At 70.8% G+C, this 25,006-nt stretch carries 24 protein-coding genes; 5 read left to right on the top strand and 19 right to left on the bottom strand.

Features of this window, described 5'->3' with window-relative positions; all coding sequences use genetic code 11:
* Positions 1-26: 26 nt before the first annotated feature.
* On the bottom strand, positions 27-482 hold the full coding sequence (locus Aut01nite_RS35265; RefSeq protein ID WP_152628434.1) for a hypothetical protein: 456 nt from the start codon (positions 480-482) through the stop codon (positions 27-29).
* Positions 483-596: 114 nt separating this feature from the next.
* On the opposite strand from Aut01nite_RS35265, the gene Aut01nite_RS35260 reads away from it, so the two are divergent.
* Complete coding sequence (locus Aut01nite_RS35260) at positions 597-1,187, top strand: GNAT family N-acetyltransferase (protein WP_043521519.1); 591 nt, start codon at positions 597-599, stop codon at positions 1,185-1,187.
* 111 nt (positions 1,188-1,298) lie between these two features.
* On the opposite strand, the gene Aut01nite_RS35255 is transcribed toward Aut01nite_RS35260, so the two are convergent.
* The 13 genes from Aut01nite_RS35255 to rsgA all read right to left on the bottom strand — a co-directional run bounded on the left by Aut01nite_RS35255 (position 1,299) and on the right by rsgA (position 17,207).
* Entirely contained in the window at positions 1,299-1,640 is a 342-nt protein-coding gene (locus tag Aut01nite_RS35255) for an RNA polymerase-binding protein RbpA (protein WP_043521772.1), read from the bottom strand.
* A 135-nt stretch (positions 1,641-1,775) separates the two neighbouring features.
* Positions 1,776-2,027, bottom strand: coding sequence for a preprotein translocase subunit SecG (secG, locus tag Aut01nite_RS35250; RefSeq protein WP_043521518.1), 252 nt, complete (start codon positions 2,025-2,027; stop codon positions 1,776-1,778).
* 92 nt (positions 2,028-2,119) lie between these two features.
* Complete coding sequence (gene tpiA / locus Aut01nite_RS35245) at positions 2,120-2,911, bottom strand: triose-phosphate isomerase (protein WP_043521517.1); 792 nt, start codon at positions 2,909-2,911, stop codon at positions 2,120-2,122.
* Positions 2,911-4,113 carry a phosphoglycerate kinase gene (locus tag Aut01nite_RS35240; protein WP_043521770.1) on the bottom strand — a complete coding sequence of 401 codons (1,203 nt, stop codon included), beginning with the start codon at positions 4,111-4,113 and terminating at the stop codon, positions 2,911-2,913. The genes tpiA and Aut01nite_RS35240 overlap by 1 nt, the downstream gene beginning before the upstream one ends.
* A complete protein-coding gene (gene gap / locus Aut01nite_RS35235; protein WP_043521516.1) occupies positions 4,110-5,111 on the bottom strand; it encodes a type I glyceraldehyde-3-phosphate dehydrogenase in 1,002 nt (333 codons plus the stop codon). Before gap ends, Aut01nite_RS35240 begins: the two co-directional genes overlap by 4 nt.
* 319 nt (positions 5,112-5,430) lie before the next feature.
* Positions 5,431-6,411, bottom strand: a complete 981-nt coding sequence (gene whiA / locus Aut01nite_RS35230) for a DNA-binding protein WhiA (protein ID WP_043521515.1) — start codon at positions 6,409-6,411, stop codon at positions 5,431-5,433.
* 138 nt (positions 6,412-6,549) lie between these two features.
* The gene (locus tag Aut01nite_RS35225) at positions 6,550-7,563 is read right to left on the bottom strand and encodes a gluconeogenesis factor YvcK family protein (protein ID WP_043521514.1); all 1,014 of its coding nucleotides are present in this window, start codon (positions 7,561-7,563) and stop codon (positions 6,550-6,552) included.
* Entirely contained in the window at positions 7,560-8,462 is a 903-nt protein-coding gene (rapZ, locus tag Aut01nite_RS35220; protein WP_043521769.1) for an RNase adapter RapZ, read from the bottom strand. The genes Aut01nite_RS35225 and rapZ overlap by 4 nt, the downstream gene beginning before the upstream one ends.
* 63 nt (positions 8,463-8,525) lie before the next feature.
* Positions 8,526-10,460: an excinuclease ABC subunit UvrC gene (uvrC, locus tag Aut01nite_RS35215; protein WP_043521513.1), complete on the bottom strand. Its 1,935-nt coding sequence runs from the start codon at positions 10,458-10,460 to the stop codon at positions 8,526-8,528.
* A 91-nt stretch (positions 10,461-10,551) separates the two neighbouring features.
* Positions 10,552-11,067 carry a Rieske (2Fe-2S) protein gene (locus Aut01nite_RS35210; RefSeq protein WP_052163059.1) on the bottom strand — a complete coding sequence of 172 codons (516 nt, stop codon included), beginning with the start codon at positions 11,065-11,067 and terminating at the stop codon, positions 10,552-10,554.
* Positions 11,068-11,284: 217 nt separating this feature from the next.
* On the bottom strand, positions 11,285-14,239 hold the full coding sequence (gene uvrA, locus Aut01nite_RS35205) for an excinuclease ABC subunit UvrA (protein WP_043521512.1): 2,955 nt from the start codon (positions 14,237-14,239) through the stop codon (positions 11,285-11,287).
* Positions 14,240-14,336: 97 nt separating this feature from the next.
* Complete coding sequence (locus Aut01nite_RS35200; RefSeq protein ID WP_052163058.1) at positions 14,337-16,103, bottom strand: hypothetical protein; 1,767 nt, start codon at positions 16,101-16,103, stop codon at positions 14,337-14,339.
* 54 nt (positions 16,104-16,157) lie between these two features.
* Positions 16,158-17,207, bottom strand: a complete 1,050-nt coding sequence (rsgA, locus tag Aut01nite_RS35195; protein WP_043521510.1) for a ribosome small subunit-dependent GTPase A — start codon at positions 17,205-17,207, stop codon at positions 16,158-16,160.
* Positions 17,208-17,404: 197 nt separating this feature from the next.
* On the opposite strand from rsgA, the gene Aut01nite_RS35190 reads away from it, so the two are divergent.
* Together Aut01nite_RS35190 and Aut01nite_RS35185 are read left to right on the top strand one after the other, a co-directional pair.
* A complete protein-coding gene (locus tag Aut01nite_RS35190; protein ID WP_043521509.1) occupies positions 17,405-18,100 on the top strand; it encodes a maleylpyruvate isomerase family mycothiol-dependent enzyme in 696 nt (231 codons plus the stop codon).
* A 26-nt stretch (positions 18,101-18,126) separates the two neighbouring features.
* Positions 18,127-18,771, top strand: coding sequence for an MBL fold metallo-hydrolase (locus Aut01nite_RS35185; RefSeq protein WP_043521508.1), 645 nt, complete (start codon positions 18,127-18,129; stop codon positions 18,769-18,771).
* A gap of 61 nt (positions 18,772-18,832) precedes the next feature.
* Here Aut01nite_RS35185 and Aut01nite_RS35180 read toward each other — a convergent pair whose 3' ends face one another.
* The 3 genes from Aut01nite_RS35180 to Aut01nite_RS44510 are packed head-to-tail and all read right to left on the bottom strand — an operon-like array spanning position 18,833 to position 20,364.
* On the bottom strand, positions 18,833-19,501 hold the full coding sequence (locus Aut01nite_RS35180; protein ID WP_043521507.1) for a hypothetical protein: 669 nt from the start codon (positions 19,499-19,501) through the stop codon (positions 18,833-18,835).
* 15 nt (positions 19,502-19,516) lie between these two features.
* A complete protein-coding gene (locus Aut01nite_RS35175) occupies positions 19,517-20,026 on the bottom strand; it encodes a SigE family RNA polymerase sigma factor (RefSeq protein ID WP_043521506.1) in 510 nt (169 codons plus the stop codon).
* Positions 20,023-20,364, bottom strand: a complete 342-nt coding sequence (locus Aut01nite_RS44510; RefSeq protein ID WP_052163057.1) for an aspartate/glutamate racemase family protein — start codon at positions 20,362-20,364, stop codon at positions 20,023-20,025. The genes Aut01nite_RS35175 and Aut01nite_RS44510 overlap by 4 nt, the downstream gene beginning before the upstream one ends.
* 327 nt (positions 20,365-20,691) lie before the next feature.
* Between Aut01nite_RS44510 and Aut01nite_RS35165 the strand changes: the two genes are divergently transcribed.
* Positions 20,692-21,309 (top strand): ATP-dependent Clp protease proteolytic subunit, encoded by a 618-nt coding sequence (locus tag Aut01nite_RS35165; protein ID WP_043521505.1) that lies wholly within the window; start codon positions 20,692-20,694, stop codon positions 21,307-21,309.
* Positions 21,310-21,341: 32 nt separating this feature from the next.
* On the opposite strand, the gene Aut01nite_RS35160 is transcribed toward Aut01nite_RS35165, so the two are convergent.
* Entirely contained in the window at positions 21,342-21,767 is a 426-nt protein-coding gene (locus Aut01nite_RS35160; protein WP_043521504.1) for an uL11 family ribosomal protein, read from the bottom strand.
* A 184-nt stretch (positions 21,768-21,951) separates the two neighbouring features.
* The gene (locus Aut01nite_RS35155) at positions 21,952-22,758 is read right to left on the bottom strand and encodes a transglycosylase SLT domain-containing protein (RefSeq protein ID WP_043521503.1); all 807 of its coding nucleotides are present in this window, start codon (positions 22,756-22,758) and stop codon (positions 21,952-21,954) included.
* Positions 22,759-22,907: 149 nt separating this feature from the next.
* On the opposite strand from Aut01nite_RS35155, the gene typA reads away from it, so the two are divergent.
* Positions 22,908-24,770, top strand: coding sequence for a translational GTPase TypA (gene typA / locus Aut01nite_RS35150; RefSeq protein ID WP_043521766.1), 1,863 nt, complete (start codon positions 22,908-22,910; stop codon positions 24,768-24,770).
* Positions 24,771-25,006 lie beyond the last annotated feature (236 nt).

Raw genomic sequence — 25,006 nt, 5'->3', positions numbered from 1 at the left:
GGCGGAAACGAACGGTACCTTCCGGGTCAGAGCGACCGCGACGGCGTGGGGGCCGGTTTCGCGGGCGCCGGGGTGGCGGCGGGCTTGCCCGATCCCGGGCTGACAGCCGGCTTCCCGGGCGCTGCGGTGGCGGCTGGCTTCCCGGACCCGGGGGTGGCGGCCGGCTTCCCGGGTGCCGGGCTGACGGTGGGCTTCGCGGGCCTGACCGTGGCCGGGTGCGAGGCTGCCGGGGTGGCGCCGGGCTTCGCGGGCGCCGCCGTGGCCGGGTGCGAGGCCGACGGGGTGGCGCCGGGCTTCGCGGGCGCCGGGTGCGCGGCCGTCGGGGACGCGGCGGGCTCCGCGGGCGCCGGGGCGGCCGTCGTGGGGGCGGGTTTCGGGGCCGGGGCGGCGTCGTCGGCGAACGCCGCCGCCGACAGGCCGCCGACCGCCAGGACTGCTGCCGCGCCGAACGTGATGGCCAGGCCACGGGACGAGATACGCATCGGGACTCTCCTGCTTGTCATCGCCTTGCTTGCGCTGTCGCAGGAGTAGACGCGCGGCCCCCGGGAAGGTTGGCGGGGTCGATGTGATGCGGGTCACGATCATAAACTTCCGGGATGCAGCCGATCATCCGTGCTTACCGGCCCGGCGACCTCGACGCGATCTACGACATCTGTGTGCGCACCGCCGCGTCCGGTGGTGACGCACGCGGCAGGCACAGCTCGGACCGCCTGCTCGGCGACGTGTGGGCGGCCCCCTACGTGACCCGGGAGCCGGAGCACGCGCACGTCCTCGACGACGGCACCGGCCGAGCGGTCGGCTACATCCTGGGCACTGCCGACACCCCGGCCTTCGTGGACTGGTACCGGTCGACGTGGCTGCCGGCGACCATCGACCGGTTCGTGGACGACGAGGAACTGGCCGCCCTGCACCGCAACCCGGAGCGGATGATCCGCCCGGAGTTCGCGGACTACCCGGCACATCTGCACATCGACCTGCTGCCGGACTGGCAGGGCAAGGGCCAGGGCAAGGGGCTCATGAGGGCTTTCCTGGACGGTCTGCGCGCCGCCGGGGTCCTGCGGGTGCACCTCGGGATGGCGGCGGAGAACCACGGCGCGTACGCCTTCTACCGCCGGCTCGGCTTCCACGACCTGGAGGTGGCGGACGCCGGCGCGCGTTTCGTCGGCCGCGACACCAGCCCTCTCTGACCTGTGCGGTGCGGGCCGCCCCCGACGTGCGGAGCGCGGCCGCGACACCAGCCGTCACCGGCGTGCGGAGTCCGGCCGTCATGTGCGCGCCCGAACTCCGTACGCCGGTCGTCATTCGCCGCGGCGGCGGCGGACCTTGGCGAGGGCCTCGGCGAGGATCGCTGCGGCGTCCTCGTCGCTGCGGCGTTCCTTCACATACGCGAGATGCGATTTGTACGGCTCGGTACGCGCCTTTCCCGGCGGGTTGGCCCGGTCGAGCCCGGCCGGCTGCCCGCACCGCGGGCAGTCCCAGGTGTCGGGGTTGGCGGCCTCGGCCGCGAACCAGATGATGCTGTCGTGCCCGGCCGCACAGTAATAGGTGACCTGCCTGCGCGGCGCGGGTTCGGTGCGCTCGTCGGGACGCATCGGGCTGGACCCGACGCGGCTACCGCGGATAGCGCTGCCACTGGACACGGACGTCACTCCTGTCTCGAGGGGCCTCGAAGGCTGTCCGCCACCGCGGGGAGGGCTGAACCGGACAGCGGAGACGAAAAACCGCGCGGCCGGAAGAACCGGCCGCGCGGCAGATTGTACGACTACGGCGCGCTGTCAGGCGATCTGGACCTTCAGCCAGAAGCCCAACCCGACGATGCAGGCGAACCAGATGATTCCCACCAGCACCGTGTATCGGTCCAGGTTCTTCTCCGCGACCGAGGATCCGGCGAGGCTGGAGGTAACGCCGCCGCCGAACATGCTCGACATGCCGCCGCCCTTGCCCCGGTGCAGCAGGATCAGCAGCGTCAGCAGGATGCTCGTGATGATCAGCAACACGATCAACGTGTAAGCGAACGCGATCGGCATCGTCGGGTCATTCCTCTCGAAGGGCACAGCAGCGGTCCCACAATAGCGGGTGCCCGGCCGCATGATACGGCCGGGCACGCGCGATTCTGCTTCTAGCGTGCGACGTGCTCCGGGAAACGCACGATGGAGGCGAACTCCTCGGCGTCCAGGCTCGCGCCGCCGACCAGGGCGCCGTCCACGTCGGGCTTCGCCATGATCTGCGCGATGTTGCCGGACTTGACGGATCCGCCGTACTGGATGCGGACCACGTCGGCCACCTCGGCGCCGAACTTCTCGGCGAGGCGGCCCCGGATCGCGCCGCAGACCTCCTGGGCGTCCTCCGGCGTCGCGGTCTTGCCGGTGCCGATCGCCCAGACCGGCTCGTACGCGATCACGATCTGCTGGAGCTGCTCGGTCTTCAGGCCCTCGAGGCCCGCGTCGACCTGCGCCAGCACGTGCGACACCTGGTTGCCCGCCTCGCGGATGTCCAGGCCCTCACCCACGCAGAAGATCGGCACGAGGCCGGCCGCGAAGGCCGCCTTGTTCTTCGCGTTGATGAGCTCGTCGCTCTCGTTGTGGTACTCACGGCGCTCGGAGTGCCCGACCACTACGTAGGTGGCGCCCAGCTTCGCCAGGAAGGACCCGGCGATCTCACCGGTGTACGCGCCACCGTTGTGCGCCGAGATGTCCTGCGCGCCGTACCCGATGGCCAGCTTGTCGCCCTCGATCACGGTCTGCACGGTGCGCAGGTCGGTGAACGGGGGCAGCACCACGGTCTCGACCGCGGCGAGCTGCTCGGGGGTCAGGCTGGCGGCCAGCTTCTGCACCAGGAGATTGGCCTCGTAGTGGTTGAGGTTGCTCTTCCAGTTGCCGGCGATGATCGGCTTGCGGGTCACGTCACCCATCACTTCTCCAGAGCGGCGACGCCCGGCAGCGTCTTGCCTTCGAGGTACTCCAGGGACGCGCCCCCGCCGGTGGAGATGTGACCGAACGCGGACTCGTCCAGGCCGAGCGTGCGCACGGCGGCCGCGGAGTCACCGCCGCCGACGACCGAGAAGCCGTCGATCTTGGTGATCGCCTGGGCCACGCCGCGGGTGCCCGCGGCGAACGGCGCCAGCTCGAACACGCCCATCGGGCCGTTCCAGAACACCGTCTTCGCTCCGGCGATCGCCGACGCGAACAGCTCCGTGGACTTCGGGCCGATGTCCAGACCGAGCCGGTCGGCCGGGATCTCGGACGCCGCGACGACGTCGTGCGTGGCGTCGGCCGAGAACTCGGTGGCGGCCACGACGTCGACGGGCAGCACGATCCGGCCGTCGGCCTGCGCGAGGAGGTCCGCGCAGACGGCGACCATCTCGTCCTCGAGCAGCGACTTGCCGACCTCGTGGCCCTGGGCCTTGAGGAAGGTGAAGCACATGCCGCCGCCGACCAGCAGCTTGTCGACCTTCGGCAGCAGCGCCTGGATGACGGCGAGCTTGTCGGAGACCTTCGAGCCGCCGAGCACGACCACGTAGGGCTGCTCCGGCGTCTCCGACACCTTGCGCAGGACCTCGACCTCTTTCAGGACGAGACCACCGGCGTAGTGCGGGAGACGGGCGGGGACGTCGTACACCGAGGCGTGCTTGCGGTGCACGGCGCCGAAGGCGTCGTCGACGTAGAAGTCGGCGAACGCTGCCAGCTGGTCCGCGAAGGCGGCCCGCTCAGCGTCGTCCTTCGACGTCTCGCCGGCGTTGAAACGCAGGTTCTCCAGCAGGAGCACCTCACCGTCGGCGAGCGCCCCGGCCTTGGCCTGAGCGTCGACGCCGACGGTGTCGGAAGCGAAGACCACCGACGAGCCGAGCAGCTCACCGAGACGGGTCGCGACCGGCGCGAGGGTGAACTTGGGGTCCGGCGCGCCCTTCGGGCGGCCGAGGTGGGACGCCACGATCACGCGGGCGCCCGCGTCACGCAGGGCGATCAGCGTCGGCAACACCGCGCGGGCACGGCCGTCGTCGCTGATGACACCCGGTTTGCTCTTGTCGAAGGGCACGTTCAGGTCGGCGCGCACGAAGACGCGCCGACCCGAGACACCCTCGGCGAGCAGGTCGTCGAGAGTCTTCAAGATCAGGCTCCGACGAGCTTGACCAGGTCGACGAGGCGGTTCGAGTAGCCCCACTCGTTGTCGTACCAGCCGACGACCTTGACCTGGTTGCCGCCGATGACCTTGGTCAGGCCGGCGTCGAAGATGCAGGAGGCCGGGTCGGTGACGATGTCGGCCGACACGATCGCGTCCTCGGTGTAGACCAGGATGCCCTTGAGCGGGCCCTCGGCGGCGGCCTTGATCGCGGCGTTGACCTCCTCGACCGTGGTGTCACGGGCGGCGGTGAAGGTCAGGTCGGTGGCGGAGCCGGTCGGGATCGGCACGCGCAGCGCGAAGCCGTCCAGCTTGCCCTTGAGCTCCGGCAGCACCAGGCTGACGGCCTTGGCGGCGCCGGTCGAGGTGGGGACGATGTTCAGAGCGGCGGCGCGGGCGCGACGGAGGTCGCTGTGCGGGCCGTCCTGCAGGTTCTGGTCCTGGGTGTACGCGTGGATCGTGGTCATCAGACCCTTCTCGATCCCGATCGTGTCGTTCAGGACCTTCGCCATCGGGGCGAGGCAGTTGGTGGTGCAGGACGCGTTCGAGATGATCGTGTGCGCCGCGGCGTCGTAGGTGCCGTCGTTCACACCCATCACGATGGTGACGTCCTCGTTCTTGGCCGGAGCCGAGATGATGACCTTCTTGGCGCCGGCGTCGACGTGCGCCTTCGCCTTCTGCGCGTCGGTGAAGAAGCCGGTCGACTCGATGACGATGTCGGCGCCGACGGCGTCCCAGGCCAGCTTGCTCGGGTCACGCTCGGCCGAGGCGCGGAACGTCTTGCCGCCGACCGTGATGTCCGACGCGGTCGCCTTGACCTCCTGGCCGAGGCGGCCCAGGATGCTGTCGTACTTCAGCAGGTGAGCCAGCGTGGCGTTGTCGGTCAGGTCGTTCACACCGACGATCTCGATGTCGGCGCCGGAGGCGAGAACCGCCCGGAAGAAGTTACGACCGATACGGCCGAAGCCGTTGATGCCAACCCGGATGGTCACAGGTGGTCTCCTCTTTACGGTCCGCCGGAATCTGCGACCGGCGGAGGGGTCTGCGTGCCGACCGGGTGAACGGCCGGCACAAGGCGTCCAGCTGCCGCGCCCACAAGCGAAGACGGGGGGCTCGACCGGACTGCCGGCACCGTCGCCGTCACCAGTGACCCTATCCGAGCCCGTATGCCCACGAAGCGCCGGGGCGCGACCTGAACGTTACCTAACTGGATCACGGCGGCGTTACCGGAAGCACCTTCAGCCTTCCCCGCCGGTCCCCTCGGCGATAAGGACCGAAGGTCCCCCCGCGGGGGTGATCGGCATCACCCGATCAGCAGACCATCATCTCCGGGGTGACCGCCGCCTCGGTGTCCGGGATGCCGAGGTCCCGGGCCCGCTTGTCGGCGAGCGCCAGCAGCCGCCGGATCCGGCCGGCGATCGCGTCCTTGGTCAGCGGCGGGTCCGCCAGGGCGCCCAGCTCCTCCAGCGACGCCTGCCGGTGCTCCAGCCGCAGCTGGCCGGCGGAGGTCAGGTGGTTCGGCGCCTCCTCGGAGAGGATCTCCAGCGCCCGGGTGACCCGGGCCGCGGCCGCGACCGCCGCGCGGGCCGAGCGCCGCAGGTTGGCGTCGTCGAAGTTGGCCAGCCGGTTCGCGGTGGCGCGCACCTCACGGCGCACCCTCCGCTCCTCCCAGGCCAGCACACTGGAATGCGCGCCGACCCGGGTGAGCAGCGCGGCGATCGCGTCGCCGTCCTTGATGACCACCCGGTCCACGCCGCGGACCTCACGGTCCTTGGCGGTGATCCCGATCCGGCGCGCGGCGCCGCGCAGCGCCAGCGCCGCCTCCGGGCCCGGGCAGGTGATCTCCAGCGCGCTGGAGCGGCCCGGCTCGGTGAGCGAGCCGTGTGCCATGAAGGCGCCCCGCCAAGCCGCCACCGAGCAGCACACGTTGCCGCTGACCACGTGCTGCGGCAGGCCCCGAACCGGACGGCCGCGCACGTCGAGCAGGCCGGTCTGGCGGGCCAGGACCTCGCCGTCCTTGACGATCCGGACGATGTAGTGGCTGCCCTTGCGCAGGCCGCCGGAGGCCAGCACGTGAACCTCGCTCGGGTACCCGTAGACGTCGGCGATCTCCCGCCGCAGCCGCCGCGCCACCGCGCCGGTGTCCAGCTCCGCCTCCACGACCACCCGGCCGGAGACGATGTGCAGGCCACCGGCGAAGCGCAGCAGAGCGGCCATCTCCGCCCGGCGACAGCAGGGCTTGGGCACGTCGACCCGGCTCAGCTCGTCCTTGACCGCTGCCGTCATCGCCATCGTGTTGTCACCTCATGCGCCGGATCTTGAACAACTGAGCCTTACTCACGACGGTGGGGACCGTCGTCCTTACCTTCGGCGACACCGGGGCCGAGGTGGGTCATGAACAAGCCTCGGTGTGCCGCACTACGTCTCTAATCAACGAGTGGCGCCCAATACTGGCACCAGGGCGGCGCCCAATGACTCAGGATCATGCCGTGGGCTGCCGTCGGCAACGGCGACGGGTACCAGAACGAGGTCGGCGCCCAGCTCCGCGGCGGCGGCCCGGACCGGCTCCGGCTCGCCCACCCACTTGGCGTCGGCGACCACCGTGTCGACCCGGAGGTTCGGCAGGTACCAGTGCAGGGCGGCCAGGTGGTCGGCGGTGGACAGCCCGGACGTCTCCCGGTCGGGGCTCAGGTTCAGCGTGACCAGCCGCCGGGCCGGGCTGGCCACGATCGCGGCGGCCAGGTCCGGGACCAGCAGGTGCGGCAGGACGCTCGTGTACCAGCTGCCGGGGCCGAAGATCAGCCAGTCGGCGTCGCGGACCGCGGCGACCGCCTCCGGGCAGGCCGGCGGGTGCTCCGGCCGCAGCCGCAGCGACACCACCCGGCCGTCGGCGACCGCCACCGAGTGCTGCCCGGAGACCGTGACCCGGGCACCGTCCGGCGCCACCACGTCGGCCTCGATCCCGACCGCGTGCAGCGCCATCGGCAGCACCCGGCCCTGCGCGCCGACCATGGCGGCGGCGTGGTCCAGGGCCGCGACCGGGTCGCCGAGCATCTCGATCAGCCCGAGCAGCACCAGGTTGCCGACCGCGTGCCCGGCCAGGGTGTCCTTGCTGCGGTCGGCGCGGCGCTCGACGCGCGGCCCCCGGCCGGGGGCCGGGGCGGCCCCCGGCGCCATCGAGGCGAACCGGTGCTGCATCAGGGTCGCGGTGAGCCGGTGCGCCGGGTTGTCGGCGGCCAGCGCGGCGAGGGCCTGGCGCAGGTCGCCGGGAGGCAGCAGGGCGTCCCGCTCGACCCGCAGCCGGCCGCTGGAACCGCCGTCGTCGCCCACCGTGACGATGGCGGTGATCTCCAGGTCGAGGTCCCGTGCGCTGTGCCGCAGGGCCCGCAGCGAGGCGCTCAGCCCATGTCCGCCGCCGAAGGCGACCACCCGGATCGCCGTCACTCGCGCCCCAGATCGCGGTGCGAGGTGTGGGCGGACAGGCGCATGTCGCTGAGCCGGGCGGCCAGCTCCTCGGTGATGGCGACGCTGCGGTGCTTGCCGCCGGTGCAGCCGATCGCGACGGTGAGGTAGCGCTTGCCCTCCCGCTCGAAACCGGGGGCGGTGGCGGCGATGAGGCCGGCGTAGGTGGCCACGAAGTCGGTGGCGCCCTCCTGGCCCAGGACGTAACTGCTCACGCCCTCCTCCAGGCCGGTGTGCTCGCGCAGCTCGGGAACCCAGAACGGGTTGGGCAGGAAGCGGGCGTCCAGCACGTAGTCGGCGTCCGGCGGCAGGCCGTACTTGAAGCCGAAGGAGAGGACGGTGATCCGCAGCTTGCGGCTGTCCTCCCCGCCGAACAGCTCCTCCACCCGGCGGCGCAGCTGGTTCACGTTCAGGTGACTGGTGTCGATGATGACGTCGGACTGCTCGCGGGCCTCCTCGAGCAGCTTGCGCTCGGCGGCGATGCCGTCGGCCAGCCGCCCGTCGCCCTGCAGCGGGTGCGAGCGCCGCACCGACTCGAAGCGCCGGATCAGCACCTCGTCGTCGGCGTCGACGAAGACCACCCGCGGCGAGAAACCGCGCTCCTTCAGCGCCCGCACGGCGCCGGCCAGGTCGGTGGAGAAGGCGCGGCTGCGCACGTCCAGCACCATGGCGGTCCGCCGGGCGGCGCCGCCGGCCGCGAACGCCAGCTCGGCCATCTCCAGCATCAGCGCCTGCGGCAGGTTGTCGACCACGTAGAAGCCGACGTTCTCCAGCGCCCGAGCGACCGTGCTGCGCCCACCGCCGGAGAGCCCGGTCACCACCACCAGGTCCGTCCCGGCCTCGTCGGGTTCCAGAACCTCGTCGTTTCCGAGGTCCGGCATCGCTTCGGTCACGCACGCCTCCTGCGTCGGTTTCGCGGACACAACATGGTAGGCCGGGAAGGGCTATCCCTCCGCGGTCTTCCCCGTCTCGGGTGAACGCAGCGCGGCCAGCACCGATTCCGCGGTCCGCCGGCCGATTCCGGGCACCTCGGTGATCTCCTCCGGGGTGGCCTCGGCGAGCCGTTTCAGCGACCCGAAATGCCGGAGCAGGGCCTTGCGCCGCACCTCGCCCAGCCCGGCGACGTCGTCGAGGGCGGACTCGGTCATCCGCTGCGACCGCCGCTGCCGGTGGAAGGTGATGGCGAACCGGTGCGCCTCGTCACGCGCTCGCTGCAGCAGGTAGAGCGCCTCCGAGGTGCGCGGCAGGATGACCGGGAAGTCGTCGGCGGGCAGCCACACCTCCTCCAGCCGCTTGGCCAGGCCGCACAGCGCGACGTCGGTGACACCCAACTCGGACAGCACCTCGGCGACCGCGTTGACCTGCGGCTGGCCGCCGTCGACGACGATCAGCTGAGGAGGGTAGGCGAACTTGCGCGCCTTGCCGGTCAGCGGGTCGATCCCCGGCATCTCGCCCTCGGCGGGCTCCGCCGGAGCGGCCTTGACCCGCGCGAACCGCCGCCGCATCACCTCGCTCATCGCCGACAGGTCGTCCAGGCCGCTGCCGTCGGGATTGCCCCGGACGATGAACTTGCGGTACTCGCTCTTGCGGGCCAGCCCGTCCTCGAAGACCACCATCGAGGCGACCACGTCGGTCCCCTGGATCTGCGACACGTCGAAGCACTCGATCCGCAGCGGCGCACTGTCCATGCCGAGCGCCTCGGCGATCTCCTCGAGCGCCTTGTTGCGGGTGGTCAGGTCGCCGGCGCGGCGCAGCTTGTGCCGCTGCAGCACCCCGGAGGCGTTGCGGGCGACGGTCTCCATCAGCGTCTTCTTGTCGCCGAGCTGCGGCACCCGCAGGGTGGCCCGGCTGCCACGCCGCCCGGAGAGCCAGACGGCGAGCGCGTCGGCGTCGTCGGGCAGGGCCGGCACCAGGATCTCCCGGGGCACGTCGCCCTCGCCCTGCTCCTCCCCGTACATCTGCCGGCAGAAGTGGTGCACCAGGTCGCCGGTGGTCAGATCCTCCACCTTCTCCACCACCCAGCCGCGCTCACCGCGGATCCGGCCGCCACGCACGTGGAAGACCTGGACGGCGGCCTCGAGGGGGTCCTCGGCGAACGCGACGACGTCGGCGTCGGTGCCGTCGCCCAGCACGACCGCCTGCTTCTCCAGAGCCCGGCGCAGGGCCATCAGGTCGTCACGCAGCCGCGCGGCGCGCTCGAACTCCAGGTCCTCGGAGGCCTGCAGCATCTCCCGCTCGACCCGCTTGAGGAACAGGTCGGTGCGCCCGCCCATGAAGTCGCAGAACTCGTCGACGATCGCCCGGTGCTGCTCGGGGCTGACCCGGCCGACGCACGGGGCCGAGCACTTGCCGATGTCACCGAGCAGGCAGGGCCGGCCGATCTGGTGGGCGCGCTGGAAGACGCCGAGTTTGCAGGTGCGGGCCGGGAAGACCCGCAGCAGCAGGTCGAGGGTCTCGCGGATGGCCCAGGCGTGCGAATAGGGCCCGAAATAGCGGACGCCCTTGCGCTTCGCGCCGCGCATCACCTGGAGGCGGGGGAACTCCTCGTCGAGGGTGACGGCGAGGAACGGATACGACTTGTCGTCGCGATACTTCACGTTGAAGCGGGGGTCGAACTCCTTGATCCAGGAGAACTCCAGCTGCAGCGCCTCGACCTCGGTGCCGACGGTGACCCAGTCCACACCGGCGGCGGTGGTGACCATCTGCTGCGTCCGGGCGTGCAGCGACCAGACGTCGGCGAAATAGGAATTCAGCCGGTTACGCAGGTTCTTCGCCTTGCCGACATAGATCACCCGGCCGGCCGGATCGCGGAAACGATAGACGCCGGGAGACTCCGGGATGGTACCGGGAGCGGGGCGATAAGTGGACGGGTCTGGCACAAGCTCAACGATAGTGCGTGGGACTGACAGAATTGCCCGGCCGGAGGCCCGGCGCCGCCGCCACGGCCCGGGTCTCCGGTCCTGACCTCCGTCAGGCCGCGGTCACCACGTTGTCGCCGTCCAGTTCGACCTTGGTCTCGGACAGCGGCGTGCTGGCCGGGCCCGAGGACGGCGCCCCGTCGTTGATCGAGAACAGGCTGTTGTGGCACCGGCAGACGATCGAGCCGTTCTTGACCTCCGACACCTTGCACTGCTGGTGCGTGCAGATGTTGCTGAACGCCTTGTAGGTGCCCGCGGTCGGCTGGGTGACCACCAGATCGTCCAGGATCACGCCGCCACCGACGGCCACCTTCGCCGCCGCCACCAGGACGGTGCCGCCGGCGCCGCCGCTGGTGCTGCCGTCGGCGGCCGTGCTGCCGGCCGGAATCGGGTTGTCGGCGAAGTCGGAGCCGTTCGGGTTGGAGCCGCTGGAGTCGGTGCCGCAGGCCGCCAGGACCGCGGTCGCGCCGAGCGCCCCGGCCCCCATCAGGACGACGCGGCGGGTCGAGGTGGTCCCGGGACGGTCCTGCTGGATCTCGGCGTCGGTCCTCGGCTGCACGTCAGTCATTTGTCGCCCTCCACTACCTGTTCTCTGCCGCCAATGTCACGCGGAGTCGCTACGGAGTACGGATCGATGCCGTGATCAGTTCAACGTAACCAAAGCGAGATTCTCCCGCTTTCTCCGCGTTTGCCCGTCGGTCCGTCGGGGTGCCGACCCACCGCCGCACCCGGCCGACCTTAGGAGATCAACCAGGTGCGGTCGCTGAGAGTCGTCTAAGAACTTCTTAAGTCGCCGCGGTCGCCTTCGCCCGCGAGCGGGTGGCCCGGGTCTTGGGCGCGGCGCCGTTCGCCTTGGCCGCCCGCGCGGTCGCCGCCGCCGCCCCGGCCGCCTCCCCGGACAGTCCGAGCATGTGCCGCAGGAACTGCCCGGTGTGGCTCTCCGCCACCTCGGCCAGCTCCTCCGGCCGGCCGGTGGCCAGCACCAGACCGCCCTTGCTGCCGCCCTCCGGGCCCATGTCGATCAGCCAGTCCGCGGTCTTGATCACGTCCAGGTTGTGCTCGATGGTGATCACCGTGTTGCCCTTGTCGACCAGGCCGTTGAGCACCAGCAGCAGCTTGCGGATGTCCTCGAAGTGCAGGCCGGTGGTCGGCTCGTCGAGCACGTAGACGGTCCGGCCGGTGGAGCGTTTCTGCAGCTCGGAAGCGAGCTTGACGCGCTGGGCCTCACCGCCGGACAGGGTGGTGGCGGGCTGGCCGAGCCGCACGTAACCCAGGCCGACCTCGTTCAGCGTGCGCAGGTGCCGGTGGATCGCCGGGAGCGCCGAGAAGAACTCCGCGGCCTCCTCGATCGGCATGTTCAGCACCTCGGAGATGGTCTTGCCCTTGTAGTGCACCTCCAGGGTCTCCCGGTTGTACCGCGCGCCCTTGCACACCTCGCAGGGGACGTAGACGTCCGGCAGGAAGTTCATCTCGATCTTGATGGTGCCGTCGCCCGAACAGTTCTCGCAGCGGCCGCCCTTGACGTTGAACGAGAACCGGCCCGGGCCGTACCCCCGGACCTTGGCCTCGGTGGTCTCGGCGAACAGCTTGCGGATGTGGTCGAAGACACCGGTGTAGGTGGCCGGGTTGGACCGCGGGGTCCGCCCGATCGGTGACTGGTCCACCCCGACGACCTTGTCCACGTGCTCCAGGCCGGTCACCGTGGTGTGCCGGCCCGGCACCTGGCGGGCGCCGTTGATCTGGTTCGCCATGACGGTGTGCAGGATGTCGTTGACCAGCGTCGACTTACCCGAACCGCTCACCCCGGTGACCGCGATGAACTGGCCCAGCGGGAACGGCACCGTGATGTTGCGCAGGTTGTGCTCGCGGGCGCCGTGCACCACGACCTCCCGGTCCGGCGTCTGCGGCCGCCGGGTCGCCGGCACCGGGATCGACTTGCGGCCGGACAGATAGGCGCCGGTCGGCGACTTCTCGTTGGCCAGCAGCCCGTCCACCGTGCCGGAGTGCACGATCTGCCCGCCGTGCTCCCCCGCGCCCGGGCCGATGTCGACGATCCAGTCGGCCTGCCGGATGGTGTCCTCGTCGTGCTCCACCACGATCAGCGTGTTGCCCAGGTTGCGCAGCCGCACCAGGGTCTCGATCAGCCGGTGGTTGTCCCGCTGGTGCAGGCCGATCGACGGCTCGTCCAGCACGTAGAGCACGCCGACCAGGCCGGAGCCGATCTGAGTGGCGAGCCGGATGCGCTGCGCCTCACCGCCGGACAGCGTGCCGGCGCCCCGGTCCAGCGAGAGGTAGTCCAGGCCGACGTCGACCAGGAACCGCAGCCGGGCGTTGATCTCCTTGAGCACCCGCTCGGCGATCATCTTCTGCCGGTCGTCGAGCTGGAGACCGGCCAGCAGCTGAGCGCAGTCGCCGACGGACAGGTTGCAGACCTCGGCGATGCTCTTGCCGGCCACCGTCACGGCCAGGACCTCGGGCTTGAGCCGGGCGCCGCCGCACACCGAGCAGGGCACGTCGCGCATGTACCCCTCGTACTTCTCGCGCGACCAGTCGCTCTCGGTGTCGTTGTGGCGCCGCTCGATCCACTGCACCACGCCCTCGAAGCCGGTGTAGTAGGAGCGCTCGCGGCCGTACTTGTTCCGGTACCGCACGTGGACCTGGTCGTCGGCGCCGTACAGGATCGTCTTCTGCACCCGGCTGGGCAGCGCCCGCCAGGGCGCGTCCAGGGAGAAGCCCTCGGCGTTGGCGAGGGCCTCCAGCAGGCGCAGGAAGTACTCCTGGGTGGTACCGCCGGCCCACGGCTGGATCGCGCCGGCGCTGAGGCTCTTCTCCTCGTCCGGGATGATCAGCTCGGGGTCGACCTCCTTCTTGGTGCCGAGGCCGGTGCACTCGGGGCACGCGCCGTACGGCGCGTTGAAGGAGAAGACCCGCGGCTCCAGGTCCTCGATGGCGAGAGGGTGGTCGTTGGGGCACGCCAGGTGCTCGGAGAAGCGCCGCTCCCGGTCCGGGTCGTCCTCCGGCAGGTCGACGAAGTCGAGCAGGACGATGCCGCCGGCCAGGCCGAGCGCGGCCTCGACCGAGTCGGTGAGGCGCTGCTTGCTGGACGACTTCACGCTGAGGCGGTCGATGACCACCTCGATGGTGTGCTTCTCCTGCTTCTTCAGTTTCGGCGGCTCGGTGAGCGCGTGCACCACGCCGTTGACCCGGGCCCGGGCGTAGCCCTTGGCCTGCAGGTCGGCGAAGAGGTCGACGTACTCCCCCTTACGGCCGCGGACCACCGGGGCGAGGACCATGAACTTGGTGCCCTCGGGCATCGCCAGGACCCGGTCGACGATCTGCTGCGGGGTCTGCTTGCTGATCCGCTCCTTGCAGACCGGGCAGTGCGGGATGCCGGTCCGGGCGAACAGCAGCCGCAGGTAGTCGTAGACCTCGGTGATCGTGCCGACGGTGGAACGCGGGTTCCGGTTCGTCGACTTCTGGTCGATCGACACCGCCGGCGACAGACCCTCGATGAAGTCGACGTCCGGCTTGTCCATCTGGCCGAGGAACTGCCGCGCGTACGACGACAGGGACTCGACGTAACGCCGCTGCCCCTCGGCGAAGATCGTGTCGAACGCGAGGCTGGACTTGCCCGAACCGGAGAGCCCGGTGAAGACGATCATGGCTTCGCGGGGCAGGTCGAGGTTGACGTCGCGCAGGTTGTGCTCGCGCGCGCCACGGATTGTCAGTCGGTCGGCCACGGCCAGCCTCTCTGCCTTGAAGGCGAGTCCGTACAGGTGTTTGAAGTCGACCAGTCACTCTAACGACGGGGTACGACATTTTCCGGCAGCAGCCCCCTCACTCTTCCGGGGGAACCCGCCAGATCTCCACGCCGCCCACCCATTGTGGCTCGCCGAGAGCCCCGACCAGGACGGTGCGGAGCAGGTCGCCGTTGCGGACCCCGGGGACGAGCACGACCACGGCCGCCCGCCAGTACGCCAGGTCCGCCAGCACGGCGGCCCGGTCGACGGCGACCGGTGGCCGGTTGTACATCTGCACGTTCAGCAGCAGCCGCGAGGTGTAGGTGTGCGGCGCCGACCAGGAGCCGGTGTCGTCGAACGGTGGCCGCGCCGGGCCCATGAAGTAGCCGCGCGGCGTCGGGTAGTCCAGATTGTTGAGGGTGGCCCAGCGCTGCCCGGTCCGGCCACTCGTCACGTCCGGCAGCGGCACCGTGACCAGGGTCCGGCCCTCCGGGACGTACTGCCGCCAGGTCCCCGCGGTGAGGAACTCCGGCATCGGGATCCCCTGCACCACCGGCAGCGGTTTCGGCGCCAGCGGCACCAGGGCGAGGACCATCCCGATCCAGAACAGCCGCCGCCGGCGCCGGATCCGGTCGGCGGCGAACGCCAGCAGCACCCCGGCGACCGTCGCCGGCACCATCGCGAACCGCGTCACACTGACCAGGTCGATCACCGGCACATGACTGATCAGGCCGAACGGCAACGGGATCCCGGTGTCCTGCCCGGCCACCCGCAGCTTCGGCCCGAACGACATGAGCAGCAGCACCAGCCCGGCGATCGTGGTCGCCCGCAACGCCACCGAACGCCACAGCACCACCGCGGCCACCAGGATCATCACCAGCCCGGCCGGCCCGAAGAACGTGTTGTCCTCGGTGGCGCTCACGCTGAGCCGCTGCGCGATCGCCTCGCTGCCGGCCACCGACTGCCGCGGGAACGCACCCAGCGAGGCCAGGTCGGTGACGTAGTCGGTGGGCCGGAACGGCTGCCCATGATAGTTGCCGGGCCCGAAGAACTGATACCAGAGCGGGTACGCCAGCAGCACGCCCGACGTCAGCGCGGCCACCCCGATCCCGGCGGTGAAGTGCCGCCACACCCGCCGCGCCTCGTCCCGCGCCATCGCGGCCCAGGCGACCGCGAAGACGCCCAGGGTCAGCGCGGTGAAGAGCAGCGCCTCCTCGTTGATGAAGATCTGCAGCACGATCAGCAGCCCGAGGACGATCCCGCCCCGGCGGACCCGGCCCGGCTCGGCCAGCCGCAGCACCTGCCAGACGATGAACGGCAGCACGTAGTTGTTGACGAAGTTCACATGCCCGGCCGCGTGCGAGATCATCGCCGGCGCGAACCCGCACCAGAGCCCGCCGATCCAGGCCGCGAGGCGGCTCTCCAGCAGATGACGGGAGAGCACCCAGTACCAGGCGAACGCGGTCCCGGCGAGGCCGCCGGTGATCAGCAGCGCGACGGTCACCCCGCCGCCGAGGAAGTGCGTCAGCGGGGCCAGTGGCAGGGCGAGGGCCAGGATGGACGTGTTCGCCATCATGTTGACCCCGACCGGCACGTTGAACCGGTCGGTGACGAACGGTGCGGCGCCGTCGAAGACCACCCGTTCGGCGTGCGCCAGCATGAACAGGAAGATGCCGTGGTCGTCGTCGTTGCCGTCGAGCACCCGCCCGTTCGGGTCGGCCCAGAGCCGGCCGAGCACCAGCACGGCCAGCCCCAGGAACCCGAGCAGGACCACGGTGTCGATCGACCGCCACCGCCACCGCCGCGGCCTGCGCTCCGCGACCTGCGCCGCCGGCTCCCCGGTCATCTCGTCAGCCGCATGCACCGGCCGAATTCTGCCAGAGGGCCCGTCCGCGACGTCCGGCGCCGCGGTGACCGGTCACAGCCGCCGGGCGCTCGGCGGGGTGGGAATGCGGCGCTGGCGGGCCAGCCGGGCCGAGCGCCGGCCGCTCTCCACCTCGACCTCACGGCGGAGTTTGCGCCAGCTGGCCAGGCGGCGCGGTGGCAGGGAACCGTCGGCGAGGGCGGTCTGGACGGCGCAGCCCGGCTCGCTGTCGTGCGAGCAGTCGTCGAAGCGGCACCGGCCGGCCAGGTCGGTGACGTCGGCGAACGCGCGTTCCAGGCCGCTGCCGGTGTCGAGCAGGCCGACGCCCCGGATGCCCGGGGTGTCGATGACCGTGCCGCCGCCCGGGACGACGACCAGGTTGCGGTAGGCGGTGGTGTGCCGGCCCTTGCCGTCGGCGTCCCGGATCGCCTGCACCGGCATGACGGTCGTCCCGGCGAGGGCGTTGACGAGCGTCGACTTGCCGGCGCCGGACCGGCCGAGCAGGGCCAGGGTGCGGCCGGGGCCGGCGTACCCGCGCAGGGCGTCGAGTCCTTCGCCGCGCTGGACGCTGACCGGCAGGACCGGCACGCCGGGCGCGAGGTCGCCGAGCTGCCGGGCCACGGCGGCCGGATCGGTGGTGGTGTCGCTCTTGGTGAGGACGAGGATCGGGTCGGCGCCGGACTCCCAGGCGAGGGCGAGGAGACGCTCCACCCGGGTGTCGTCGGGCTCGGGATGGATCGGCTCGACGACCGCGACGGTGTCCATGTTGGCGGCCAGGACCTGCCCGGACGAGTCCTTGTCGGCGGTGCGCCGGATCAGGGTGGTACGTCTCGGCAGCACCAGCTCGATCGTGGTGCGCCGGTCCGGCCAGTGGCGTAACACCACCCAGTCGCCGGTGCAGGGCAGGTTGGCGGGATCCCGGGCGGCGTCCAGCATGACGGACCCGCCGAGACCGGCCCGGGTGGGCCCGTCCGCGGTCAGCACCGTGCAGACGCCGCGGTCGGCGCGGAGCACCCGCCCCGGGCTGGAGTCGGCCCGGTCGAACCGGCGGAACGAGGATGTGAAGTGCTCGTCCCAGCCGAGCTGGGACAGGTGGTACGACATGGGAACCCTTTACGGTCTTTCGGGGACGGCGTGGCCTGCGAGATCAGGCGAAGGCCCCCTGGTGAAGGGACACGGCGACTCGGAACTGCACGGTCCTCACCTCCTCCGCGGGTCGAACGATCGTGTCTGGCAACGACGGTACGGCGGAGGGATGCGGCGCGAAAGCGAATTCCGCCCCGGCCGGTTAGGGTCGGTGGGTGACGATCGATCCGCTCGTGCTGATGACCGACGTGGAGGACGCCACCGCGGCGTTGCTGCGCGCCGCGGAGCCGCTGTCCGACGGCGAGGTCGGCGCCCCATCACTGCTGCCCGGCTGGTCCGTCGGGCATGTGCTGACCCATCTGGCGCGCAACGCGGACGCTCTGACCAACCTGCTGACCTGGGCCCGGACCGGAGTGGAGACCCCGGCCTACGCGTCACCGGAGGCCCGCGAGGCCGGCATCGCCGCGGGCGCCGCCCGCCCGGTCGCCGAGCAGGTCGCCGACATCCGGGCCGCGCACGAGCGGTTCGCCGACGCGGCCGCGGCGATGCCGGCGGCGGCCTGGGCCACCCCGCTGCCGATGGCCCGCAGCGCGGCGGTGGTGCCGTGGCTGCGGCTGTGCGAGGTGGAGATCCACCGGGTCGATCTGGGCCGCGGCTACACCCCGGGGGACTGGCCGGAGGCGTTCGCGCTGCGGCTGCTCCGCACGACCGTCGGCGACCCGCCGCCCGGCTCGCCCGACATGGTGTTGCGCCCGGCCGGTCTGGAGCATCCGCTGGTGATCGGCTCGGCGGACGGCCCGGTGATCGGCGGGCCGACCCGGTCGCTCGCGGCCTGGCTGGCCGGCCGGGCCGACGGCGCCGACCTGACCGTCTCGCCGGACGGCGAGCTTCCCACGCCCGCGAAGTGGTAGACGAGCACCGCATACCGGGGTGGTAGATGAGCACCGCATACACCGGAGACGTCGTCCGCGGCGGCGAGCCCGCCGTCCGTGACCTGGGCGACGGCCTGACCCTGGCGAAGGTCTCGGTCGGCGCGATGGACAACAACGCCTACCTGCTGAGTGCCGGCGGCGAGCAGCTCCTGATCGACGCGGCGAACGACGCGGCGACCCTGCTGGACCTGATCGGCCCGGCCGGCCTGCGCACGGTCGTGACCACCCACCGGCACGGCGACCACTGGCAGGCCCTGGCCGAGGTGGTGAAGGCCACCGGCGCCGAGTCGCTGGCCCACGCCGACGACGCGGCGGAGATCCCGGTGGTGACTCGCACGCTGCGTGACGGCGACACGGTCGAGGTCGGCGGCCACGTCCTGGACGTGATCCACGTGGTCGGGCACACCCCGGGCTCGATCGTCCTGGCCTACCGGGGCGCCCACCTCTTCACCGGCGACAGCCTCTTCCCCGGCGGGGTGGGCAACACGCGCGGGGTGAAGAAGGACTTCGCCTCGCTGATCGACGACGTCGAGCACAAGATCTTCGGCCGCTTCGGCGACGACACCTGGTTCTATCCCGGCCACGGCAGGGACTCGACCCTCGGCGCCGAGCGCCCGCACCTGCCGGAGTGGCGCGCCCGCAGCTGGTGACCGGACGCGGGGAGACCGGGGCGCTTACCTCGTCCCGGTCTCCCCGTCCTCTTCCTTACTGTCAGCCCACGCCCTGCTTGGCGTCCGGGCTCACGTGCACGCCCTCGGCGAACGCGACGATCTGGTCACGGGTCCAGTCGATGCCCTCCCAGACCTGGATCTCCAGGTTGATGCCGTTGGGCTGCTTGACGAACAGCGTCACCCCCTGGGAGCCGGTTCGCTGCACGAAGAAGCCCTCCTGGTCGCCGACCCGCACGCGGGTCGGTGTGCCGGGCATCTCGCCGTGCTCGTCGGCGGACTGCAGCATCACGGCGACCTTGCCGACGAAGCTGTTCGGGTCCTTGTCGGCCATGCCCACCGGGCCGACGGTGAGGGAGCTCACGGTGACGCCCTGGACCTCCCAGCCGGCCGGGACCTTGCCGACGGTGAAGGCCTCCGGCTGGGCGCCGCGGTAGTCGACCAGTTTGAAACCGCCGGCCGGGATCGTGGCGACGGTGGCCGGGGCCTTCGCCTCGACCGGGCCGGGAGTGGGCGCCGTCGAACCGGCGGTGGCGAACGCGAACGCCGCGGCCACGGCGGCGACGGTGAAGGCGGATCCGGCGGCGGCCTGCGCGGTCCGGCGGCGGCGCAGCGCCCGCCGGCCCCGGGCCAGGTCGGCCGCGACCGTGTCCGGAGTCGGCTCAGCGGCCGGGCCGGCCAGCTGCGCCAACCCGTCGTGAAGGTTCATCATCTCAGTTTCTCCTGATCAGAGGGTTGCCAGGGAGGGGTTCGAGCCGAGCACCGCGCGGAGCCGGTCGAGGGCCCGGGCGGTCTGGCTCTTCACCGTCCCCTCGGAGCATCCGAGGGCGTCGGCGGTGTCGGCGACGTCGAGGTCGTAGAAGTAGCGGAACACCAGCGCCGCCCGCATCCGTGGTGGCAGATCCCGCAGGGCCACGCGCAGCCCGTCGGAGAGATCGCCCTCGGCATGTGGCGCGGCTGCCCGGTCGGGAACCTCGGCCATCGACCGTTCACTGCGCCGCCACCACCGCCGCCGCTCGTCGGTCAGCGCGTTCACCAGCGTGCGCCGCACGTACCCCTCCGGGTTGTCGGCTCGCTGGAACGCCGGCCAGGCGACGTACAGCTTCGTCAGCGTGGACTGGACGAGGTCCTCGGCCAGGTGGGCGTCACCCGCCGTGAGCAGAGTCGCCGTCCGCACCAGCGCGGCCCTCCGGCTGGCCACGAACCGGTGGAATTGCTCATCACGCTCGTTCTTCACACGAGTCCCTCCTTTGCTTTCACGCCTCCCTGACGACTCTCACCTCCCGCAGGTTGCATGAAGCCGTTCAAGATCCCGGTGTACGGCTTGACCGGGGGCGCAGCGTACTCGTCCCGCTTCGACGTGCGCAGCCCCGATGTCACTAGCGACTGCACCAGCAGGGTGGCCGCGGACACCCCGTCCACGACCGGCACGCCCAGGGCGGCGGACACCTCGGCGCAGAGCCCGGCCATCCCGGCGCAGCCGAGCACGATGACGTCGGAGCCGTCGTGGTCCGGGGCGTGCCGGGCCGCGTCGAGCCCGGGGTCGCCGAAGCAGGCGACGACGTAGCCGTCCACGCCGGACCGCTCACGAGCGGGCCGATGAAGGCGCCCAGCGTCTCCAGGGTGTAGTGGATCACCTCCGGGTTGTTGTAGAGGTTCCACGAGGTCCGGCTCATCCCGAACGCCGCCGCCACCGCATCGACCGGGATCGCCGAACCGGGCGGCACCTCGCCGTACAGGATGATGGACCGCAACTCGTCGACGATCGCGTTCCGGCGCTGCCGGCCGGCCGATCGGCGAGCCGGGCGAGCAGGGCGGAACGCCGCCGGGCCCGGACATGGCCGGACCCTAGCCGCCTCCGGTTATCGGCACGTTTCGCGGCCGCCTGGTTACGCTGGCGTCATGCCGCTCTTCCCGCACCCGCACCATCAGCCCGAATGGCAACCGCCACATCCGCCCGCCCTCACCCCCGGCTTCCCGGGATGGCTCGAGGAGCGCCTCTTCGACCAGCGGATCGTGATGCTGCGCGGCCAGATCACCCACGAGACCGCGTCCGGGATCGCGGCGGCGCTGCTCACCCTCGACTCGGCCGGGCCGGAGGTGGTCCACCTGCACGTGTCCAGTCCGGGCGGAGGGCTGGGCGCCGCGCTGTCGGTGGTCGACGTGCTGGACGCGCTGTCCGCCCCGGTGCACGCGCTCGTCACGTCCGAGGCGGGCGGGGCGGCGCTGGCGGTGCTGGCGGCGGCGGATCAGCGGGCGGCGTACCGGCACGCCCGTTTCAAACTCTCCGAGCCGCGCGCCGCCGGGGTGACCGGCACCGCCGACGAGGTGGCCGCCGCGGCCGGGCAGCACCTGCGGGAGCTGGAGGAGGTGGTGGTCCGGCTGGCCGCGATCACCGGCAAACCGCGCAGCCGGATCGAGGACGACCTGTCCGCCGGGCGGGCGCTGAGCGCCGCCGAGGCCCTGGAGTACGGACTGATCGACGAGGTGGTGACACCGAAAAAGAACGGGCCCCGGTGAGACACCGGGGCCCGCGCTTCAGATCAGGAACCTCAGACAGCGACCTTGACACCCATGGAGCGGGCGGTGCCGGCCACGATCTTGATCGCGGCGTCGAGGTCGTTCGCGTTGAGGTCGGGCAGCTTGCGCTCCGCGATCGCCTTGACCTGGTCGGCGCTGAGCGTGCCGACGGTCGTGGTGAGCGGGTTGGCCGCGCCGGAGTTGATGCCCAGGGTCTTCCGGATGAGGAAGCTGGTCGGCGGCGTCTTGTAGGCCAGCGTGTGGCTGCGGTCCTCGTAGACCGACACGATGACCGGGATGATCTCGCCCCGGTTCTTCGCGGTGGCCTCGTCGTACTCGACCTTGACGGCACGCATGTTGGCACCGGTCGGGCCGAGCATCTTACCGAGGTCGACCATCGCGGCGTTACCCGCCTCAAGCGCGAGGGTTACCTCATGGGTCTTCTTCTTGGGAGGCATTGGGTAAGGCTCCTTAGGGTGAGCTGCGGGCCGAGACAACGCAGCTCGCCAGCATCAACGACACACGACAACCCCGAGACCTTACTACCGCGTCGACGACAGGGTCAAAACGGCTGGTAAGCGGGGTCTCGGGTCCGCCGACCAGTGTAGCTCGCGACTCCGGAGGCCCCGGGACCGCCCCGGATCAGAGGGTGTCGCAGTCACATTCGCGCATGTTCGCCCGGATGAGGTGCACGTATTTCGGGTTGGACAGCTTCTTGCCCGCCACGAACGCCGCCTCGGTCGAGCCGTAGCCCATGTTGTACCCGTCGATCACCAGGTTCAGCAGGCAGGGTGAGGCGTCGGACTTGCACTTCGCGGTGCCCAGGTCGTAGTTCTTCTTGAAATACTTCTCCCCGAAGTACCTCGTCAGCCAGGCCAGCTGGTTGGCGCCGAGGATCGCGTTCTGCCGGTAGTCGCGATAGTCGTACGACTGCTCGAACCGCTGGTTGATGAACGCCTCGGTGTCCGGCATCACCTGCATCAGGCCGAAGCCGCCGTCACAGTTCTCGATGTTCGACGTCCAGCCGCTCTCGTGCCACGCAGTCGCCCGGATCAGGTCGGCCGGCACCTTCAGATCCGGCGCCGAGCCCGGCCAGTACGTCTTCTTCGCCGCCGCGTTCAGCGCCGCCTTCGCCTTGGCGTAGGTGACCGGCTTGCCGACGTACCGCACACAGTCCGGAAGCTGGGTGTTGAACGTCGGAGCCGTCGGCTTCGGCGCCGGTTTCTTCGTGGTCGCCGAGGGTTTCACCGTGGTCGGCGCCGGCGACGGTGTCGTCGGCTCGACCGTCGGCTCCACGGTCGGCTCGGTCGTGGCCGGCGCGACCGACACCAACTCGGAGGCCGGATCCGGCGCCGCGGCCCGGTCGTCGCCGCCCGAACCCAGAAGCCCGCACCCGGCGGTGACCACCAGTGCGACCACCGCGGCCGCCACGCTGACACGCCTATCCATCGACGGACACCTCCCCGTTGAACATCGAAGGCGAACGTTATCAGCGGCTAGATGATCTTCGCAGGCCGGAAATCCGGACAGAAGGCCACAAGATTCGGGACTTGACCCCGTGTCGCGAACGGCAACCTGAGCCGGGAACAATGGACGGCATGCAGACCCGCACCGACCTACGCAACGTCGCCATCATCGCTCACGTCGACCATGGCAAAACCACCCTGGTCGACGCCATGCTGCGCCAGGGCAGCCAGTCCCACGCGCGCGGCGAGATGGCCGACCGCGTCATGGACTCCATGGACCTGGAGCGGGAAAAGGGCATCACCATTCTCGCCAAGAACACGGCGATCAGCTACCAGCCGGCCGAGGGCGACCCGGTCATCATCAACATCATCGACACCCCGGGCCACGCCGACTTCGGTGGCGAGGTCGAGCGCGGCCTCACCATGGTCGACGGTGTCGCGCTGCTCGTCGACGCGTCCGAGGGCCCGCTGCCGCAGACCCGCTTCGTGCTGCGCAAGGCCCTCGCCGCCAAGCTCCCGATCATCCTGATCATCAACAAGGTGGACCGGCCCGACGCTCGCATCAAGGAGGTCGTCGACGAGACGTACGAGCTGTTCCTCGACCTCGACGCCGACGAGCACCAGATCGAGTTCCCGATCGTCTACGCCTGCGCCCGCGACGGCATCGCCTCGCTGACCCAGCCCAAGGACGGCACCGTCCCCGAGGACTCCACCGACCTCGAGGTGCTGTTCAGCACGATCCTCGACACCATCCCGGCGCCGACGTTCACCGAGGGCGCCCCGCTCCAGGCACACGTCGTCAACCTGGACGCCTCGCCGTTCCTCGGCCGTCTCGCGCTCTGTCGCGTGCACGAGGGCACCATCCGCAAGGGCCAGACCGTCGCCTGGTGCAAGACCGACGGCACGATCTCCAACGTGCGCATCTCCGAACTGCTGGTCACCGAGGGCCTCGAGCGCAAGCCCGCCGAGAGCGCCGGCCCCGGCGACATCATCGCCCTCGCCGGCATCCCGGAGATCATGATCGGTGAGACCCTCGCCGACGCGGAGAACCCGATCCCGCTGCCGCTGATCACCGTCGACGAGCCCGCCATCTCGATGGTCCTCGGCACCAACACCTCGCCGCTCGTCGGCAAGGTCAAGGGCGCCAAGGTCACCGCCCGCATGGTCAAGGACCGCCTCGACAAGGAGCTGATCGGCAACGTCTCGCTCCGCATCCTCCCGACGGACCGCCCCGACGCCTGGGAGGTCCAGGGCCGTGGCGAGCTGGCCCTCGCCATCCTCGTCGAGCAGATGCGCCGTGAGGGCTACGAGCTGACCGTCGGCAAGCCGCAGGTCGTCACCAAGGTCGTCGACGGCAAGGTGCACGAGCCGGTCGAGCGGGTCACCATCGACGCCCCCGACGAGTACATGGGCGCCATCACCCAGCTGCTCTCCACCCGCAAGGGCCGGATGGAGGAGCTGATCAACCACGGCACCGGCTGGCTCCGCATGGAGTGGCTGGTCCCGGCGCGTGGCCTGATCGGCTTCCGCACCGAGTTCCTCACCGAGACCCGCGGCACCGGCATCATGCACCACCTCTATGAGAAGCACGAGCCGTGGTTCGGCGAGCTGCGCACCCGCCAGAACGGCTCCCTGGTCGCCGACCGGGCCGGCGCCGTCACCGGCTTCGCGATGATCAACCTCCAGGAGCGCGGCCAGCTCTTCGTCGAGCCGGGCACCGAGGTCTACGAAGGCATGATCGTCGGCGAGAACTCGCGCGAGGACGACATGGACGTCAACATCACCAAGGAGAAGAAGCTCACCAACATGCGTGCGGCGAGCGCGGACAACACCGAGAAGGTGATCCCGCCGCGCAAGCTGTCCCTGGAGCAGTCCCTCGAGTTCTGCCGCGAGGACGAATGCGTCGAGGTCACCTCGGTGGCGGTTCGGATCCGGAAGGTGGAGCTCGACCAGACGGTTCGTGGGCGTACCGCGGCCCGGCGTAAGCACCAGTAAGCCTTTCCGGCTCTTCTTTCCGGCCCGCCTCGATCTTTCGGGGCGGGCCGGAAACGTTTCCGCCTACCGGGGGACGGTTTTGGGCGGGCCGGATTTGCTTCCGGCCTACCGGGGGACGGTTTTGGGCGGCGCCTTGCCCACTCCGGGCGGTCAGGCTTGATCCCTCCGTGGGCAAGGCGCCGCCCAAAACCTTGCGTGGTCGCCTGGTCCCGGTCCGCGTCACGCCTGCGGCCTTG

The organism is Actinoplanes utahensis, from assembly GCF_016862455.1.
GTDB lineage: Bacteria > Actinomycetota > Actinomycetes > Mycobacteriales > Micromonosporaceae > Actinoplanes > Actinoplanes utahensis.
Note: the sequence above shows the minus strand (reverse complement) of the source record. Positions and strands in the feature narration are given on the sequence as shown.